At 55.4% G+C, this 16,433-nt stretch carries 15 protein-coding genes; 2 read left to right on the top strand and 13 right to left on the bottom strand.

Annotation, left to right across the window (positions count from 1 at the left end; all coding sequences use genetic code 11):
* Together mdoH and CMO10_RS02120 are read left to right on the top strand one after the other, a co-directional pair.
* Window positions 1-2,013: glucans biosynthesis glucosyltransferase MdoH (gene mdoH / locus CMO10_RS02125; RefSeq protein WP_297018665.1), on the top strand; the 2,013-nt coding region annotated here is incomplete at its 5' end.
* A 137-nt stretch (window positions 2,014-2,150) separates the two neighbouring features.
* Window positions 2,151-2,630, top strand: coding sequence for a hypothetical protein (locus CMO10_RS02120; protein ID WP_297018664.1), 480 nt, complete (start codon window positions 2,151-2,153; stop codon window positions 2,628-2,630).
* 292 nt (window positions 2,631-2,922) lie between these two features.
* On the opposite strand, the gene CMO10_RS02115 is transcribed toward CMO10_RS02120, so the two are convergent.
* From CMO10_RS02115 to CMO10_RS02055, 13 genes are all read right to left on the bottom strand, one after another.
* Complete coding sequence (locus CMO10_RS02115) at window positions 2,923-3,816, bottom strand: SDR family oxidoreductase (RefSeq protein WP_297018663.1); 894 nt, start codon at window positions 3,814-3,816, stop codon at window positions 2,923-2,925.
* A 22-nt stretch (window positions 3,817-3,838) separates the two neighbouring features.
* Complete coding sequence (locus tag CMO10_RS02110) at window positions 3,839-4,645, bottom strand: enoyl-CoA hydratase/isomerase family protein (protein ID WP_297018662.1); 807 nt, start codon at window positions 4,643-4,645, stop codon at window positions 3,839-3,841.
* Window positions 4,646-4,705: 60 nt separating this feature from the next.
* Window positions 4,706-5,236 (bottom strand): acyl-CoA thioesterase, encoded by a 531-nt coding sequence (locus tag CMO10_RS02105; RefSeq protein ID WP_297018661.1) that lies wholly within the window; start codon window positions 5,234-5,236, stop codon window positions 4,706-4,708.
* A gap of 55 nt (window positions 5,237-5,291) precedes the next feature.
* Entirely contained in the window at window positions 5,292-7,076 is a 1,785-nt protein-coding gene (locus CMO10_RS02100; RefSeq protein WP_297018660.1) for an acyl-CoA dehydrogenase C-terminal domain-containing protein, read from the bottom strand.
* A gap of 22 nt (window positions 7,077-7,098) precedes the next feature.
* Window positions 7,099-9,423, bottom strand: a complete 2,325-nt coding sequence (locus CMO10_RS02095; protein ID WP_297018659.1) for a 3-hydroxyacyl-CoA dehydrogenase/enoyl-CoA hydratase family protein — start codon at window positions 9,421-9,423, stop codon at window positions 7,099-7,101.
* Window positions 9,423-10,559: a thiolase family protein gene (locus tag CMO10_RS02090; protein ID WP_297018658.1), complete on the bottom strand. Its 1,137-nt coding sequence runs from the start codon at window positions 10,557-10,559 to the stop codon at window positions 9,423-9,425. The genes CMO10_RS02095 and CMO10_RS02090 overlap by 1 nt, the downstream gene beginning before the upstream one ends.
* A gap of 45 nt (window positions 10,560-10,604) precedes the next feature.
* Window positions 10,605-11,009: a MerR family transcriptional regulator gene (locus CMO10_RS02085; RefSeq protein WP_297018657.1), complete on the bottom strand. Its 405-nt coding sequence runs from the start codon at window positions 11,007-11,009 to the stop codon at window positions 10,605-10,607.
* Between the two features lie 104 nt (window positions 11,010-11,113).
* Window positions 11,114-12,805 carry a long-chain-fatty-acid--CoA ligase gene (locus CMO10_RS02080; protein ID WP_297018656.1) on the bottom strand — a complete coding sequence of 564 codons (1,692 nt, stop codon included), beginning with the start codon at window positions 12,803-12,805 and terminating at the stop codon, window positions 11,114-11,116.
* Window positions 12,806-12,900: 95 nt separating this feature from the next.
* On the bottom strand, window positions 12,901-14,244 hold the full coding sequence (locus CMO10_RS02075; RefSeq protein ID WP_297018655.1) for an OmpP1/FadL family transporter: 1,344 nt from the start codon (window positions 14,242-14,244) through the stop codon (window positions 12,901-12,903).
* Between the two features lie 18 nt (window positions 14,245-14,262).
* Window positions 14,263-14,931: a DUF6134 family protein gene (locus CMO10_RS02070; protein ID WP_297018654.1), complete on the bottom strand. Its 669-nt coding sequence runs from the start codon at window positions 14,929-14,931 to the stop codon at window positions 14,263-14,265.
* Between the two features lie 32 nt (window positions 14,932-14,963).
* Window positions 14,964-15,260 (bottom strand): SCP2 sterol-binding domain-containing protein, encoded by a 297-nt coding sequence (locus tag CMO10_RS02065; protein ID WP_052657683.1) that lies wholly within the window; start codon window positions 15,258-15,260, stop codon window positions 14,964-14,966.
* 236 nt (window positions 15,261-15,496) lie between these two features.
* The gene (locus CMO10_RS02060; protein ID WP_297018653.1) at window positions 15,497-16,084 is read right to left on the bottom strand and encodes an RT0821/Lpp0805 family surface protein; all 588 of its coding nucleotides are present in this window, start codon (window positions 16,082-16,084) and stop codon (window positions 15,497-15,499) included.
* Window positions 16,081-16,314, bottom strand: coding sequence for a hypothetical protein (locus CMO10_RS02055; protein WP_297018652.1), 234 nt, complete (start codon window positions 16,312-16,314; stop codon window positions 16,081-16,083). Before CMO10_RS02055 ends, CMO10_RS02060 begins: the two co-directional genes overlap by 4 nt.
* Window positions 16,315-16,433 lie beyond the last annotated feature (119 nt).

The following is a 16,433-nucleotide window of genomic DNA, read 5'->3' as shown; positions in this document are numbered from 1 at the left end:
GCGCGACGTTTCTTCCTGTTTGGTGCATCAATTGCGGCGACAGCCTATGCGGCGTGGTTGATGACCGATGTTCTGGGTGCGGATCAGCTGACCATCATGGAAATGGTGGTGGTGGCGTTCTTTGCCATCAACTTCGCCTGGATTTCGCTGTCCTTCTTTACCGGGATTGTCGGACTGGTTTTGCGTGGACTTAAACTTGATGCGATCACGCTCAAACGGCTTAAACCCATTGTGCGCAAGGGTCGTTTGCGATCGAAGAACGTTGTGGTGATCCCGGTTTATAACGAAGATCCCAACCGCGTCTTTGCCGGATTGCGTGCAAGCTATGAAAGTCTGGTCGCAACCGGCGAGCTTGATGCATTTCATTTCTTTGTCCTGTCAGACACGCGCGATCCAGACATCTGGATTGCCGAGGAAATGGCATGGGCCAAGGCGTGTTCGGATCTGAATGCACGGGGCAAGATTTTCTTCCGCCGCCGGGCTGAGAACACCGAACGCAAGTCCGGCAACCTCAAGGAATTCTGCGAGACCTATGCGGCAAATTACGATCACATGATCGTCTTTGACGCCGACAGCGTCATGTCGGGCGAGGCCATGGTCAATATGGCCTATCTGATGGAAAACAACCCGGATGCCGGCATCATTCAAAGCCCGCCGCAGCCGACCGGGCGTCAGACCCTGTTTGCCCGCATCCTGCAGTTCATTTCGCGCGTGCATGGCCCGACCATGTCGGCAGGCCTGTCATTCTGGTGCATGGGCAGCTCGAACTATTGGGGCCACAACGCGATCATTCGCACCAAGGCGTTTATCGAATGCTGCGGCCTGCCGGTCTTGTCGGGCAAGCCGCCGATGGGTGGCCATATCCTGAGCCACGATTTCGTTGAGGCTGCCTTTATGCGCAAGGCTGGTTGGCGGTGCTGGCTGATCCCGCAGCTTGAAGGCAGCTGGGAAGAATTGCCGCCCAACCTGATTGATTTTGCCATCCGGGACCGTCGCTGGTGTCAGGGCAATATGCAGCATGCGCGCTTGATGGTGGCACCCGGTTTCAAACCGCTTAGCCGTCTGCATTTCTTTATGGGGGTGATGAGCTTTGTGTCATCGCCGCTGTGGCTTTTGCTGTTGCTGAGCTCGACAATTGCGACGCTTCAGAACACCCAGCTGACCTATAGCTTCTTCCCCGGTCAGTTCACCATGTTCCCGCAATGGCCGGTGGACCGGTCGTTTGAAATGCTGGTGTTGCTGGTCTTTACCATCGGCATGCTGGTTCTGCCCAAGATCATCTCGATCCTGATGGTGTGTCTGGGCCGCGATCGCAAGCAGTATGGTGGTGTGATGGTGCTGGCAAGTGGTCTGCTTGAAACCCTGTATTCCGCCTTGCAGGCCCCTATCATGATGATGCTGCATTCACAGTTCGTGTTTTCGGTCCTGACCGGTAATCAGGTTGGCTGGGATGCTCAGGAACGCGATGATGCCGGGGTGCCGTTCAAGGCAGCGCTTAAAACCCACCGCACCATTATCGTGCTTGGTCTGGTCTGGGGTGCGATTGCCGTCTTTGTTGATACGGCTTTCTTCTGGTGGCTGTCGCCAATTCTGGCTGGTCTGGTTCTGTCGCCCTGGCTGACTCACTATTCCAGCAGCCTTGCCATCGGGCAGGCCGCACGCCGGATGAAGCTTTTTGTCACGCCCGAAGAATATGACAGCCCGGACGAGCTGCGCGCATTGGAACGCATCAACGCCGAAAGCGGTGATGAAGACGTCAAAGACGGGTTGCTGCGCCTGATCGAAGATCCGTATGCCAATGCGCTGCATTCGGCCTTGTTGCCGGTGCGCAAACCTGATGCCCGGACTGCGATCGAGATCGGGATCATCTATGAAAAGCTTGCGAGGCTTGGTGTCGAAAGCCTGACGCGGGATGAAAAGCTTCTGATCCTGTCATGGCCGGTCAAACCGCTTGATCAGATCATGGCAGGACGTGATCACGTGGCGGTTGATGGGCCGAAAACGGCCAGCTAGTGATTTGTTCTAAAAAGATTTTGTGCGCCACAAAAACGCCCAGATTCGAGCAAATTATCCCGCGTTTTTTCAGCGATGCTCATCCTTAACAACACGTTAAATATTGCTGATTGTTCACCGCCCGGAGGGCCTTACGAATGACTGACATGACCGTTGCAAAACAGGGTTTCACCTATGCCGCATTTGAATCGGCGGCGATGACGCGCCTGATCGAAGATACGGCACGTGCGTGGCTGCGGTCGTTTGGTGTAACTGCCCCGCAGGCCAGTCAGCGCATGATCAATGCCCTTCGTGAAGCACTGGCAGAAGACAGCATTGCGGCCAATGACCGGGCCAGCATGCAGGACATTCTTGATCAGGCCGCCCATGATGCAATTGCCAGCTGGTTGACCCAGGTGACAGGCGAGCATGACTGCCATGGCTCAAGCCGTTTTTCGATGCTGCGTTGTGCGTTTCTTTCGGCCAACTGTGATGGCATCTGGTCGGAAGATTTCCTCGATACCAAACGCGATCACCGCGACCTTGGTATGGCGCTTTCGGTCCAGATGATGCTTCCGACACCAAGCCTTGTAGCTTGTGAAATGCCGCGCCAGACATTGGAACGCCGCGCCTCCTGAACCGCCCTGACCCCTTAAATACCTATTCCTTCGCTTCACGCTTTTTCATCATACCCCTCAACGTTTCCCTCAACGTTTGGCGTTTTATAGCGAAGGCGGCACCGCCATTATCCCCGTGGCGGTGCCTTTATGTGCGCAACTTGTATACTGTTTGCGCAAAAAAGAACCCGCCACAAAGGGCGGGTTGAGTTCAGCGGGCGAGTGAGCCCGATTTTCAGTGCAGATCATCTACAGCCGTAAAATCAGGCCCCTACGAGACGCCGAAGCACACACTTCCCCGGCGCCATGACGGTCAGGCTGCTTTGTGAAAGCGGCCCAGTTTCGTAAGAAGTTTTGCAACCTCGGGGTCGTTCTTGCCGTTGCAATCAAGCTCAAGGAAGAAGTCCGGATAGGGCGGTTTGCCCAGTGTCAGGTTGTATTGTTCGAAGTCGGTTACGCCGATGGCTTCCAACACGCTTTCATCGGTAAAGAAACCACCCGTGACGTCGCGCGCGGGTGCGGTCAGGATCGCGTGCGCTGCATCGGCAATGATTTGCGGTGTGCGTGCCCGGCCCTGTTCCAGGCCGGGGATCATGTTGAGGGCTGCGGTCTCGATCACCGTGACTGGCCAAAGCGAGTTCACAGCAACCCCTTCATCGACAAATTCAGCCGCCAGACCAAGGGTGATCAGGCTCATGCCGTATTTTGAAATCGTATAGGCCGTGTGATTGGCAAACCATTGCGGCGACAGGTTTGGCGGTGGCGACATCGTCAGTATGTGCGGATTGTCCGATTTCAAAAGGTGCGGCAAGCAGGCCTGTGCACAGGCAAAGCTCGCGCGCGTATTGACCTGATGCATCAGATCAAACCGCTTCATCGGGGTTTGCAGCGTCGGCGTCAGATTGATCGCGCTGGCATTGTTGATCAGGATGTCGATCCCGCCGAACGTTTCGACTGTTTTGGCAACAGCCTCGGCAATCTGGTCTTCGTCGCGGATATCGGTCTTAAGGGCCAGTGCTTTACCACCGGCTTCTTCGATTTCGGCTGCAGCACTATGGATGGTGCCGGGCAGTTTCGGATGAGGTTCATCGGTTTTGGCAATGATTGCGACATTGGCCCCATCGCGTGCGGCACGCAGGGCGATTTCCTTGCCGATCCCGCGCGATGCGCCGGTGATGAACAGTGTTTTGCCTTTAAGACTCGTCATCAAATTCTTCCCTGAATTCTTTTTATGATTTGCCAAAACGCGCTGTGCGCTTTTCGACAAAGGCTGTAACGCCTTCGCGGAAATCGGCACTTGTCGCGCAATCGCCAAATGATTTGGCCTCGGCCTTCAGCTGGGTCTGCAGATCGGCATTGGGGGCGGCATTGAGCAGCGCCTTGGTGCGCGCAATCGCATCGCGCGGGCCGGTTGCCAGCCGGGTGGCGTATTTCGCGGTAACCGATGGCAACAGATCGGCCGGGACGACCTTGTTGATCAGGCCGCAATCATGGGCCTCGTCGGCGCCAAACCGGTCGCCCAGCAGGGCGATTTCCTTGGCCTTTTTCATGCCGACCAACCGGGTTAGCGAATGGGTCGCACCGCCATCGGGCGAGGTGCCGATGTGGATATAGGCCAGGGTAAAAACGGTTTCCTCAGCCGCAATCGCAAGGTCGCAGGCATTCATCAGGCTGACACCAAATCCGGCAACGGCCCCTTCGAGCTTGGCAATCACCGGACGGGGCAGGTCATTGATGCGCAGAACAATGTCATGGACCCGATCAATCAGTGCCTCGATCAGGGAGCGGGCATCTTCGACCGGACCTTTGCATACCTGATGGAAGAACTTCACATCGCCGCCGGCCATGAACGTGCCGCCCGATCCTTCGATAATAACCGCACCAATATCGGCAATATTGGCCTCGATCTTGTCAATGGCGGCGGACAGACCGCTGACCATTGCCTGATCAAGGGCGTTCATGCGGTCCGGGCGGTTCAGCGTGATGGTTGCGACCGCATCAGTGATGTTAAGCAATACGGCGTCATCAGAAGCCATGGTGTTTCCTCCTGCGCGGTTTTTCCGCATGTGTCCCGGTTTGCCGGTTGTTGGTGTGTGTTAAATCGCCAGTCGTGCTTCAATCGCGGTTTCCATATCAGGCCATCCCGAAAGCCAGTCGGGCATGGAAGGGGATGTTTCATCCGCACCCACCATCCGACAGACATCTTCGGGGGCCACAATGCCATCCGGGCCGACAAAGACGGCCTTCACGACGCCAAGGGCTAGCGTTTTGCCATTCGCGACAAAGCGTTGTTCAAGATAGAACCCTTTGTCGTCCCAATAGAGCGCCTGGGTTTCGAGGGCGAATTTCTGAAACGGTTTGATCGCGCGTTTGAACCGCATGGTCGATCCCGACACGACCGGTTGCCATTTGCGTTTAAGCATCTGTTTGGCAATGCCGTTGCGCACGATCAGTTCCGTCCGCCCCAGATCCATCAGCGCGAAATAGCGCGAATTGGTCATATGCACGTTGATATCAAGATCCAGCGGCCATGCCCGGAAATGCAGGGTCGATGGATCAAGCGGGTGCAGGCGGGGCCGCAACAAGGACAGGATCACCACACGGATCAGTCGGAAAATCAGGTTCACGACAAAGCTCCGTTCGCGGATGACCGGTCTTGATATATGCGGCCCACAGCCATGATCAGAACAGCTCCTCGTCCAGTTCCATCATGGTCGAAGACCCCGACATGATCTGGCTGAACAGCGCACCTGATTGCGGCAGGACGCGTTCCATATAGAACTTGGCCGTCACCAGCTTGCCCTTATAGAAGCCGTCTTCGTCATCACCCTGTTTGGCAAGGGCGATTTCCGCCATCCGGGCCCACATGAAGCCAACAGCCACCAGACCAAACAGACGCAAGAACTCGGTTGCGGCTGCCCCGGCTTCATCCGGGTTTTTCATGCCGCGCTGAGCCAGTTCGCCAGTGGCCTGCTGCAGGCGCATGAAGGCTTTTGCCAGTGGCTGAACAAACTCACCAAGTTCGCCGTTCGAGACATTGGCTTCGATATATTCCTGCACCGGATGGAAGAAACGGCGCAGGTAACGACCGGCCTTGGTCGGCATTTTGCGGCCGACAAGGTCAAGTGCCTGAATGCCGTTGGTGCCTTCGTAAATCTGGGCAATACGGGCATCCCGGACATATTGTTCCATGCCCCATTCGCGGATATAGCCGTGCCCGCCAAAGACCTGCACACCAAGGTTGGTGTTATCAAAGCCCCAGTCGGTGAACAGCGCCTTGACGATCGGGGTCATCAGCTGAACGAACTCGTCGGCCTCTTCACGTTTGACCGGATCTGCATGATGCTTGGCGGTATCAAGTGCACGCGCGACCCACATGCCCATCGCGCGGCAGCCTTCATTGGTTGCCTTGGCGGTCAGCAGCATGCGCCGCACATCGGGATGAACGATGATGGAGTCCGCGGGCTGATTGGGGGATTTCGCACCAGTCAGGGCGCGACCCTGCAGGCGGTCCTTGGCATAGGCACGTGCACCCTGATAGGCCGCTTCGCCCAAACCAAGACCCTGAATGCCAACCGACAGGCGTTCCTGGTTCATCATGGTGAACATGGCGGGCATGCCCTGATGGGGCTCACCGACCAGATAACCAACCGCACCATCAAAGTTCATCACACAGGTGGATGATGCCTTGATGCCCATCTTGTGTTCGATGGAGCCGCATTTGACCGCATTGCGACGCCTAAGCGATCCGTCGTCGCCAACCATGAACTTCGGCACAAGGAAAAGCGAAATGCCCTTGGTGCCGCTTGGTGCGTCAGGCAGTTTGGCCAGAACCAGATGGATGATATTTTCCGTCAGGTCGTGTTCGCCCGCCGAGATAAAGATCTTGGTTCCGGAAATCGCATAGGACCCGTCGCCCAGCGGTTCGGCCTTGGTCTTGATAATGCCAAGATCGGTACCGCAATGCGGTTCGGTCAGGCACATGGTGCCCGACCAGGTGCCTTCGACCATCTTGGGCAGGTATTTGTCTTTCAGTTCGTCCGATGCATGGGCATGCATGGCGGCATAGGCGCCAAAGGACAGACCCGGATACATGCCAAAGGACAGGTTGGTCGAACAGATCATTTCCTCGACCAGGGCATTAAGTGATTTCGGTGCGCCCTGACCACCATATTTCGGGTCGCAGGCAATCCCGGTCCAGCCGCCTTCGGCAAAGGTTTGGTAAGCTTCCTTGAAGCCCTTGGGGGTTGTAACAACCCCGTCATCCCAGGTGCAGCCTTCCTCATCACCCGACCGGTTGATCGGGTAAAGGACTTCTTCGCAGACCTTGGCGGCCTCCTCGAGGACGGCATCGACCACATCAGGGGTGAAATCCTCGCAACCGGGCATCTGATTGATATCGTTGTAATCAAACAGCTCGGTCAGGACGAAGCGCATATCGCGCAGGGGTGCTTTATATTCAGCCATTTTATGTTTCCTCCCGGACCGGTCAGTTGCGCAACGGCTTGCCGGTCAGCAGCATATGCTCGACCCGGGCCATGGTGCCTTCGTTGCGGACCAGACGCATGAAGCCTTCGCGTTCCAGTTCAAGAATATCGTCTTCGGAAAGTTCCTCGGTAACGTCGGTGTCACCACCGGCCAGAACCTTTGCCAATTCACCGGCGACCACACGGTCATAATCGGTGGCCTTACCAAGACGGTGGAAGCCATCGACCGCCATTTCAAAGGCAACCCGGGCCGCTTCGCCCGGAAGACGATAGGTGAATTCCTCGGGTGCTTCGTAACCATCAACCATGGAAAGCGCGCGTTCCTTGGCATCAGCCAGCAAACGGTTGCGGTTCATGGTGATGCCGTCACCCTCGCGGAAGAACAGGTTTTCCTTGGCCTCCATCGCCGATTTGGCAACGGTCGCGACCGAGATGATCTCGAACGCCTTCGCACTTGGCGCCATCGGGCCTTTAACAAACTTCGGATTTTCCGCCCAGCGACGGATCATTTCCTTACACCCGCCCCAGGCAGGGATCAGGCCCACACCGGGCTCAACCAACCCGATATAGGTTTCACCGTGCGCCTGAACCGCATCACAATGCAGCAGAACTTCACAACCACCACCAAGGGCAAGACCACTTGGGGCACCAACAACCGGGAAGGGCGAATATTTCAGCGCCTTGTAGGTTTCCTGACCGGTTTCAACGAGGTTTTCGATCTCTGGCCAGGCGGCGATATTGGCGGCAAACAGGGCCAGACCAAGGTTGGCGCCTGCTGAGAAATTGCTGCCTTCGTTATAAATCACCATCGCTTTGAACTGCTTTTTGACAGTCCGGATGGATGTCTTGATTGCACCAAGCACGTCAGCATCAAGCGCATTCATTTTGGTATGGAATTCAAGGCAGGCGACACCATCGCCGATATCCCAAAGTGACGCTGCACGATTGCCGGCAACGCGTTCGGATTTGCGTTTGATATCTTCGAGCAGGATGACGCCATCCGGGCGGGTGACCTTGGCGTATTCACCATCGAAACCAAGGAAATAAAGGTCACCATCCTCGATCTTGTAGAACGACTTGCCTGCGGCCTTTTTCAACAAGGCCGGGATTTCGACGCCGTCTTGTTCGAGCATCGAAATCAGGGCATCTACGCCGATGGCATCCATTAGCTCAAACGGCCCGGTTTTCCAAGCGTAACCCAGCTTCATCGCGTCATCTACATCAACGATGGAATTTGCTGCTGCCTCTGCGATAAAGGCGGCATAGGCAAGGGTCTTGCCCATGACTGCGCGGCCATATTGGCCACCCTTGTCAGATGCTTCCATCATCTTGCGGGGGTCTTTGCCAGCGGCCCGGACACTGCCAAGGCGCGCCTTTTCGGATTTGGCAAATTCACCGGTTTGCAGATCAACCGACTCTTTCACCTTCTGACCGCCATCACGGTTCAGGCGGTAAAAACCACCCTTGCCCTTGCGCCCGGTATAGCCATCGGCAATCAGTTTGCTGACCAGATCGCTTTCGCGGTAGATGGCGTGGAACGGATCGGATTTATCGAGAAGGCCGGCCATGCTTGATTGCACGTGGGGCATCAGATCAAGGCCAACCAGATCCATCAGGCCAAATACCCCGGTTTTGGGAATGCCAAACGGGCGGCCAATGACACTGTCGGCTTCTTCGACGGTCAGTTTGCGGTCCATGGCTTCGACCATGGCGGCCTGAATCCAGTAGACACCCAGGCGGTTGGCGATAAAGCCCGGCTCGTCATGGCAGGTGACACAGGTCTTGCCCAGTTTGCGATCGGCAAAATCGGCAACCGCATCAATCACGCCATCACGCGTGACACCCGACCCAACCAGCTCCAGCAAACGCATATAGCGCGGCGGGTTGAAGAAATGGGTGATGATGAAGTCCTGTGCGAAGCTTTCATCCATCCCGTCAATCAAAGTGGCGAGCGGAATGGTCGATGTGTTCGATGACACCACCGATCCCTTGGCGCGCACCGCATCAATCTTGCGATAGAGATCCTGCTTGATATCAAGGCGTTCAATGACAGCCTCGATCACCCAGTCACATTTGGCGATCTTATCAAGGTCATCCTCGATATTGCCGCACGTGATCAGCTTGGCGACCCGTTTGGACATGAAGGGTGCCGGGTCGGTTTTAAGCATCTTGGCAACCGCGCCTTCGGCAACCGCATTGCGGTTTTTGGCCCCTTCGGGCACGATGTCAAGCAGCAGGACAGGCGTCCCGGAGTTGGCGATATGGGCAGCGATCCCCGCCCCCATAACACCGGCGCCAATAACGGCGACCTGTTTGATGGTGGTCATTACATCGCCTCCAGAATGGTCGCGATCCCCTGACCCCCGCCAATGCACTGGGACGCCAGCGCATATTTGCCGCCATCACGTTTGAGGATTGCAGCAGCCTTGCCAACGATGCGCGCCCCGGTCGCACCCAGCGGATGACCAATTGCAAGCGCGCCGCCATCGATATTCACTTTGGCCGCATCCAGACCCAGATCGGAAATGCTTGCCATCGCCTGGGACGAGAAGGCTTCGTTAAGCTCGGTCACGTCAATATCGGCCGCTGTCAGACCAGCCCGCGCAAGCGCCTTTTTCGATGCCCCAATTGGGCCGATGCCCATGATTTCCGGCAGGCAGCCATCAACCGCAACCGATTTGACGCGTGCAATCGGGGTCAGGCCGTTTTTGGCGGCATATTCTTCGGAGCAAACAAGAACCGCCGACGCGCCATCGGTCAGCGGGGAAGAGGTTCCTGCTGTTACAACACCATCTGCCTTGAAGGCAGGCTTGAGGTCCGCCAAACCTTCGGCGGTGGTTTCCCCACGGATGCAGCCATCTTCGGAGACAACGCCGTCTTTGGTCTGGATCGGGATGATTTCATCAACAAACTTGCCGGCTGCCTGTGCCGCTGCGGCACGTTTGTGGCTTTCAACCGCAAAGGCTTCCTGGTCGGCACGGGTCAGGCTGTATTTGGCCGCAACATTTTCGGCGGTATCGCCCATGCCCATATAGGCTTCGGGCATGGCTTTATAAAGCTCCGGATTGGGCAGCGGGTTAAAGCCCATCATCGGAACGCGGGTCATGCTTTCAACACCGGCACAGATAAAGGCATCACCAGCGCCAATCGCAATTGCGCCAGCAGCCTGATGGATTGATTGCATGGAAGAACCGCAGAACCGGTTGACCGTCACACCGGCGACAGAGCGCGGCAGATCGGCAAGGAACGTGATCAGACGGGCGACGTTAAAGCCCTGCTCACCCTCGGGGAAGGCGCAGCCAAGGATCAGGTCCTCGATCGCGTTGGGATCAATGCCGGTCTTTTCGACCAGACCTTTGACGACCTGTGCCGCAAGGTCGTCAGGACGGACCTTGGCAAGGGCCCCTTTACGGGCCGGGGTAAAGGGCGACCGGACATATCCGGCAATTACGGCGTTGGTCATGGCTTTGTCTTCCTTCCTGAGCTTTCCTCTGATCCGGCATTGTTGTTACGTTGCCGGATCGATTCCTTTTTCTTCAAGCGCATCAACCGATTGCTGTTCGATTTCGCGCAGTTCATCCAGTGTGACGTCCAGTGCCTGACGCTGTTCTTCCAGGTCAGAAATCCGTTCCCGTACACGCCCCAGAAGCATCTTGATCTGCTCTGCCTGGGTCGGGTCCGCGCCATAAAGATCGAGATAATCCGCGATCTCCTTCAGGCTGAAGCCCAGTCGCTTGCCCCGCAAAATCAGGAGCAGCTTGGCGCGATCCTGCCGGGTATAGACCCGGGTCGTGCCGGCACGCTGCGGGTTTAGGAGCCCCTTTTGCTCGTAAAACCGGATGGTGCGCGGTGTGATGCCAAGATCGTCGGCCAGTTCGGGAACGGTATAAAACCGTTCGTCAATTTTGGTCATTGTTCGCCCCTAATGGTATCTATTTTTCACTTTACGTCAATTAGTTTACGTTAACGTCACTTAGATTTTTTCAGTGTGTGTGCCGTGACGCTAACGCATTGTAACTAAGCCGTATTTCCTTCTCTTTTTTGGCGTTCTTCCTCGACCAGTTCCTTTTTCGACAGTTTGCCGACCATGGTCTTGGGAAGTTCTTCGCGAATTTCGATTTCGCGCGGCATCTCGATTCTCGAGATTTTGTCATCAAGGAATGCTCGCAAATCTTCGGCCGTCACATCGGTCACGCCGTCTTTGAGCCGGACAAATGCCTTGGGCGCCTGACCACGATATTGATCGGGCACCCCGATGCAGGTGACTTCGGCGATCTGGTCATGCAGATAAAGCGCCTCTTCAATTGCGCGCGGATAGACGTTGTAGCCGCTGCACAGGATCACGTCCTTGAGGCGATCGACCAGAAATGTGTAGCCGTCCTCATCCTGGTAGCCGACATCGCCGGTGCGTAACCATCCATCAACAAAGGTCTCATTGGTGGCGGCGTCGTTCTGCCAATAGCCCGGCATGACTTGCGGGCCGCGAATACAGACCTCGCCCTTTTCGCCAAGCGGCATGGGTTTTTCCGGACGGTCGAGCGACCGGACTTCGATCTCTGTTCCCGGCAAGGGGCGGCCGATCGAGCCTTCCTTGTTCTCGCCCTTCAGCGGGTTGCAAGTGCAAACCGGGCTTGCTTCCGACAGGCCGTATCCCTCCACGACCTTGGAGCCGGTGATTTCCTCAAACCGGTGTTTGACCTCTACCGGCAGCGGTGCGCCCCCCGAAATACAGCAACGAATGTGCGACAGATCGTGTTTGAGTGTTTCCGGCGAATTGTTGATCGCCGTATAGATCGTCGGAACACCCGGGAAGATGGTGGCCTTTTTCTTGTCCAGCGCCTTGATCAGGGAATTCAGTTCAAAGCGTGGCTGCAACACCATTTCCGCTCCGAGATTGACTGATGTGTTGAGCGCCACCGTCATGGCAAAGACATGGAAGAATGGCAAAACACAAAGTGTTACTTCCTGTCCCGGTTTGGCGTCAGGCATCCAGCGGGTCAACTGATCGACATTGGCACTCAGATTGGCATGGGTCAGCATCGCGCCCTTGGGACGCCCGGTGGTGCCGCCGGTATATTGCAGAACCGCCAGATCATGGACGTCGATATCGATCACGCGATCAATCGGTTTGCATCCGATCACCCGTGAATAGGGGATGTGGCGCAGGTCGGTCGGCACATCGGCCAGTTCGCTGCGCTTGAACAGCGAAAACAGAACGCTTTTGACCGGCGGCAGAATGTTGCTCATTTCGCACACAACAATTCGCTTCAGGCAGGTCTCATCCAGACAAGCCGCGACCTTGGGATAAATCTGTTTGAGGTTCAGCGTCACCATCAGACGACACCCGGAATCCTCAATCTGATAGGCGATCTCGCGCTTGGCATAGAGCGGGTTGAAATTCACAACCACACCGCCGCATTTCAGGATCGCGTAATAGCAGACGACATAATAGGGCGTATTGGGCAGGCACAGCCCGACCTTGTCACCCTTGCGCACGCCAAGCTGTTTGAAGCCTTCGGCAGCACGGTCAATCTGCTCGGAGATAGTCTTGTAATCATAAATCCGACCGAGGAAATCCAGACACGGGCGCAGCGGAAACCGGGCAGCCGCATTGTCGAAGATTTCATGCACAGGACGCGTTTTGACGGGCGAGCTGATATCAACGCCATCGCGCAGGATCGGGGATTCTTGAACGTTTACTTTGTTCACTTGCGTTAACTCCATTACGTTAACGTCACTTTGCGGGCAAAAAAAGGGAGCCCGATGCGAAGCGCTCAGCACCCCGCACCGGACAGCATAGCAGATCAGAACTTGAATTTCGCCTGCAGCGCGATGATGTCGACCTCGGATTCGTATTTTCCGGAGAATGATCCGACTGAGGTGCTAGAGAGGTTTACGTCAGCAGTGTGAGCAAAGATGTGCGTGTATCCTAGCGAAACCTCTGCCCAGTCGGCAGCTTTGTAGCTGGCTCCAAGAGATGTCCAATATCGATTGGAATCCGGCAAACGCACGGAACGATGAAGGTCAGTGACCGGAGTTTCATCAAAAGCAAAACCACCACTAAATCGCCAGTTTTCATCGTATTGATATTGCGCGCCTAGACTGTAAAACCATCCTGTGCCCCACTTAAATGTGTCCGAGCTGGAGTTTTGGTTTCCGGCAATCGCGGTATTCGTGTCACCGCTAAAGTTGAAGGTCAATGTGTCGATGCTGTTCCAATTCGTCCATTGGGCATCTGCCATAACAGTCCATTTCTCTCCAAACTTCTGAGAAATGCCAAAAGCAATTGCTTCTGGGGTTTCGACTTTTGCGGTTACATCGCGATCAACGTAAGACAAGCCTTCTGCAGCGCTGTCAAAATCGATTTTTCCCTTCAGTGTGTGTTTGATTGAGGAATTGTAGGCCAACCCGATACGGGTTTCCGGCAGAACTTGCCAATTCAGCCCGGCCTGCCATCCCATGGCGGTGTCATCGCCGCGGACAGAGCTATTACCTTCGACGCCCGTTGCGCGAGCAACAGCCTTGTCAAAACGGGCTTCAAAGTATTGAATCTGTGGTCCCATTCCAATCGAGAGACCATTGTCAAAGCGATAGGCGAGGACCGGTTTCAAGTTGATCGATTTTATCGCTGAAGTTGTACCGAAGTAGCGGCCTGCAAAATCGTTTTCATAGTCGGTTACAAGACCCCACGGAGATGTAATGGACATTCCAAGGTTGATATTTTCCGTGAGCTTCCATACCGCATGTGCGTTTGGAACAAAGGCATCAACTGCCATATCTCCATAGTCAGTGCGCGAAAGGTCGATACCAGTGGAAAGACCGCTCGCTGTACCTTTGCCGCTGACCATTTTTGAGCGCGGTACGATCAAGGATCCACCTGCGCTATAGGTCGTCTCCTCGTACTGGCCGATAGTACCTGGATTATAGAATGCCGTAGATGCATCGGTGGACAGGGTGGTCATGCCGGCAAAGCTTGAACCCTGCAGGGTGCCGCTGGTTTCGCGGACCTGAAAACCTGATGCATGTGCGGTGCCAACGCTGGCAAGCGCGCATAGAAGTGCGGTACCCGAAGCTGCTCCCCAGAGGCAGCCCTTCTTGAAGTAGGACATCTGTTTCTCCCTTAATCTTTTATAACGCTTCAAATCCATGATTTAAAACGCCCGCTTTTATTGCTGAGGGTTTATCGCATCGACCCTGATAAAATCGATGTCGTAACCCTTTCTTTTAAAACTCGTTTTGAGCAGTTTTCCGTCGGTGCCGTACCATAGATCCCGTTCGACATCGCCAGACATTTCGTAATGGACTGCCGGTGTTTCCCGGCTTTCGACCATGACGGTTTCTTCAGCGACCCTTTGTGTGTCGACGGTATAGGGTTCGGCATTGATGACGCTGAAAAGGTCGGCTTTGCCAGTAACGTCCTCGTGCCACAAGGTCAGTGGCCAGGCCCCGTCACAGGAATCGCGTTTACCGACACCCTTGCCAGCCAGCGCATAACAATCTGCGTCATAGCTTGCCTGCCAGGTGTAGTGTGTGCCGTCATCATTGGTGGTGGTTTCGACCGAGACCAGCTTTCCGTCCTGCCATTGCTCGGTCCGCTGATGATCGTAGTGGAACTTCAAAAACAGCACCCGAACATCGGTCAGGGTTTCAACCTTGACGGTCTGGCCGGTTGCAGTCGGGGTGATTTCGACTTTTTCATAGCCAATTGGTTCCCCGTCCTTAAGAACGCGAAAGTTCAGTATTTCCGCTCCTGATGCCAGCGAAGGTGCCGCAAGCTGGATCGCAAATCCGGCAATCAGGGCCGATAGGCTGCCATTTTTGATGCGATTACGCATGTTTCCCCCATAAAACGTATCATCCCGACCGGTTAGTCGAGCATGGATGACAGCTTGGCTGCCACGCCCATCGAACCCTTGATCTTGAGTTTGCCCATGGTGAAGGCAAGCATCGGATCAAGCTTTCCGGCGATCAGTTTTTCGAGGTTGGCTTTCTTGATTTTAAGAATGCAATCGGCATCAGACAGGTCGTCGTCGCTGATTTCCGGTTCATCACCGGTGGCATCAACAACAATATGCCCATCATCGCCGCAATCAAAGGCGACGACAGCATTCAAACCGCGGAGTTGCGGCAGTTTTTCTTTTACGGTTTCGAGGATGTCATCCACGAACGCCTCCCTCAGTCAGCTGGTATTCTTGTTTTGATTATGTCAGGACTGTAATACAAAGTGACGTTAACGTAAAACAAATAACGAATGCGAAACTCGTTCGACGATTAAGACATTGAATTGCAATTATTTAAGATACGGTTCCGACTGAAAAAAGCACACAAAAAAGCCCGGCACTGCCGGGCTTTTTGCAAGATAAAACCTCAGATTGCATTGCGCTTGGCAGTCCCATGACGTCAGGACACAATTTGCCAGGAACCATCCGCCTGACGGCATGCGGTGCCAAACGTTTTCTGCAGTTCCCCGCCGATATTGGCCGTTGCACTGTATTCCCGACAATAGCGTCCTTCGGCATTTTGCCAGCTGTTCGTCGGCACAACATTGTAGCTGCGCCCCGAATCGGGGTTTTGCCAGCGAACATGTTGACCATCGGGTGCGCGCTGCAAGGCGTATCCTGTGCAGGCTTGATCACCCTGATCAAGGGTCTGGCCAATCGAATAGCCACTCAGCATGCCAAGAATGGCGCCACCGATCATGGCCGCATCCCGACCACTTCCTTTGCCGACAGTCGATCCAAGAACTGCACCGGCACCACCACCAATGATTGCACCAACCACATCACGGTTACAGCGTAGGAAGCCACCGTCCGAGACAAAAAGCTCATTGCCGTGACGGGTATAGTCACGTTTGTGGCCCTTATGCTGCTTGGCGCGATAGCCGTGGGCTGGTGCCCATGATGGCGGATCGGCTTTTGCCGGAACCGGTGTTGCTAGCGGCATTGCGAGTGCAAGACCGGCTGCGAGAAGGATGCCCCGCTTCATCATTCGCGGGCCTTTTCGTTCTCGTGCATGATATAGCCGGCACCGGTACCAACCGCGCCACCAATAACAGCACCGCAGGTGACGCAGCCACCGGTGATCACGGTTCCGACGGCGCCGACACCGGCACCAATGGCACCGCCGCTGAGCATTTTCTGGTCGCGGTCATTCAATCCACTGCACGCGGACAGTCCCAATGCACCGGCAACGACAATAATCGTGGCTGTCTTTCGCATCTCTCGTATCCCTTCGTGTTTGCTCTTATTGCTTGGTCATTCAAGGACCTTTTTGAGGTAAGCGAGCATGGATAAGAAAACGGGAAGCAGTTTGGCCGGAATAGGGGCTGTTTGGGGCA

Origin of the sequence: Thalassospira sp., assembly GCF_002709775.1 — a bacterium.
Classification (GTDB): Bacteria; Pseudomonadota; Alphaproteobacteria; order Rhodospirillales; family Thalassospiraceae; genus Thalassospira.
Note: the sequence above shows the minus strand (reverse complement) of the source record. Positions and strands in the feature narration are given on the sequence as shown.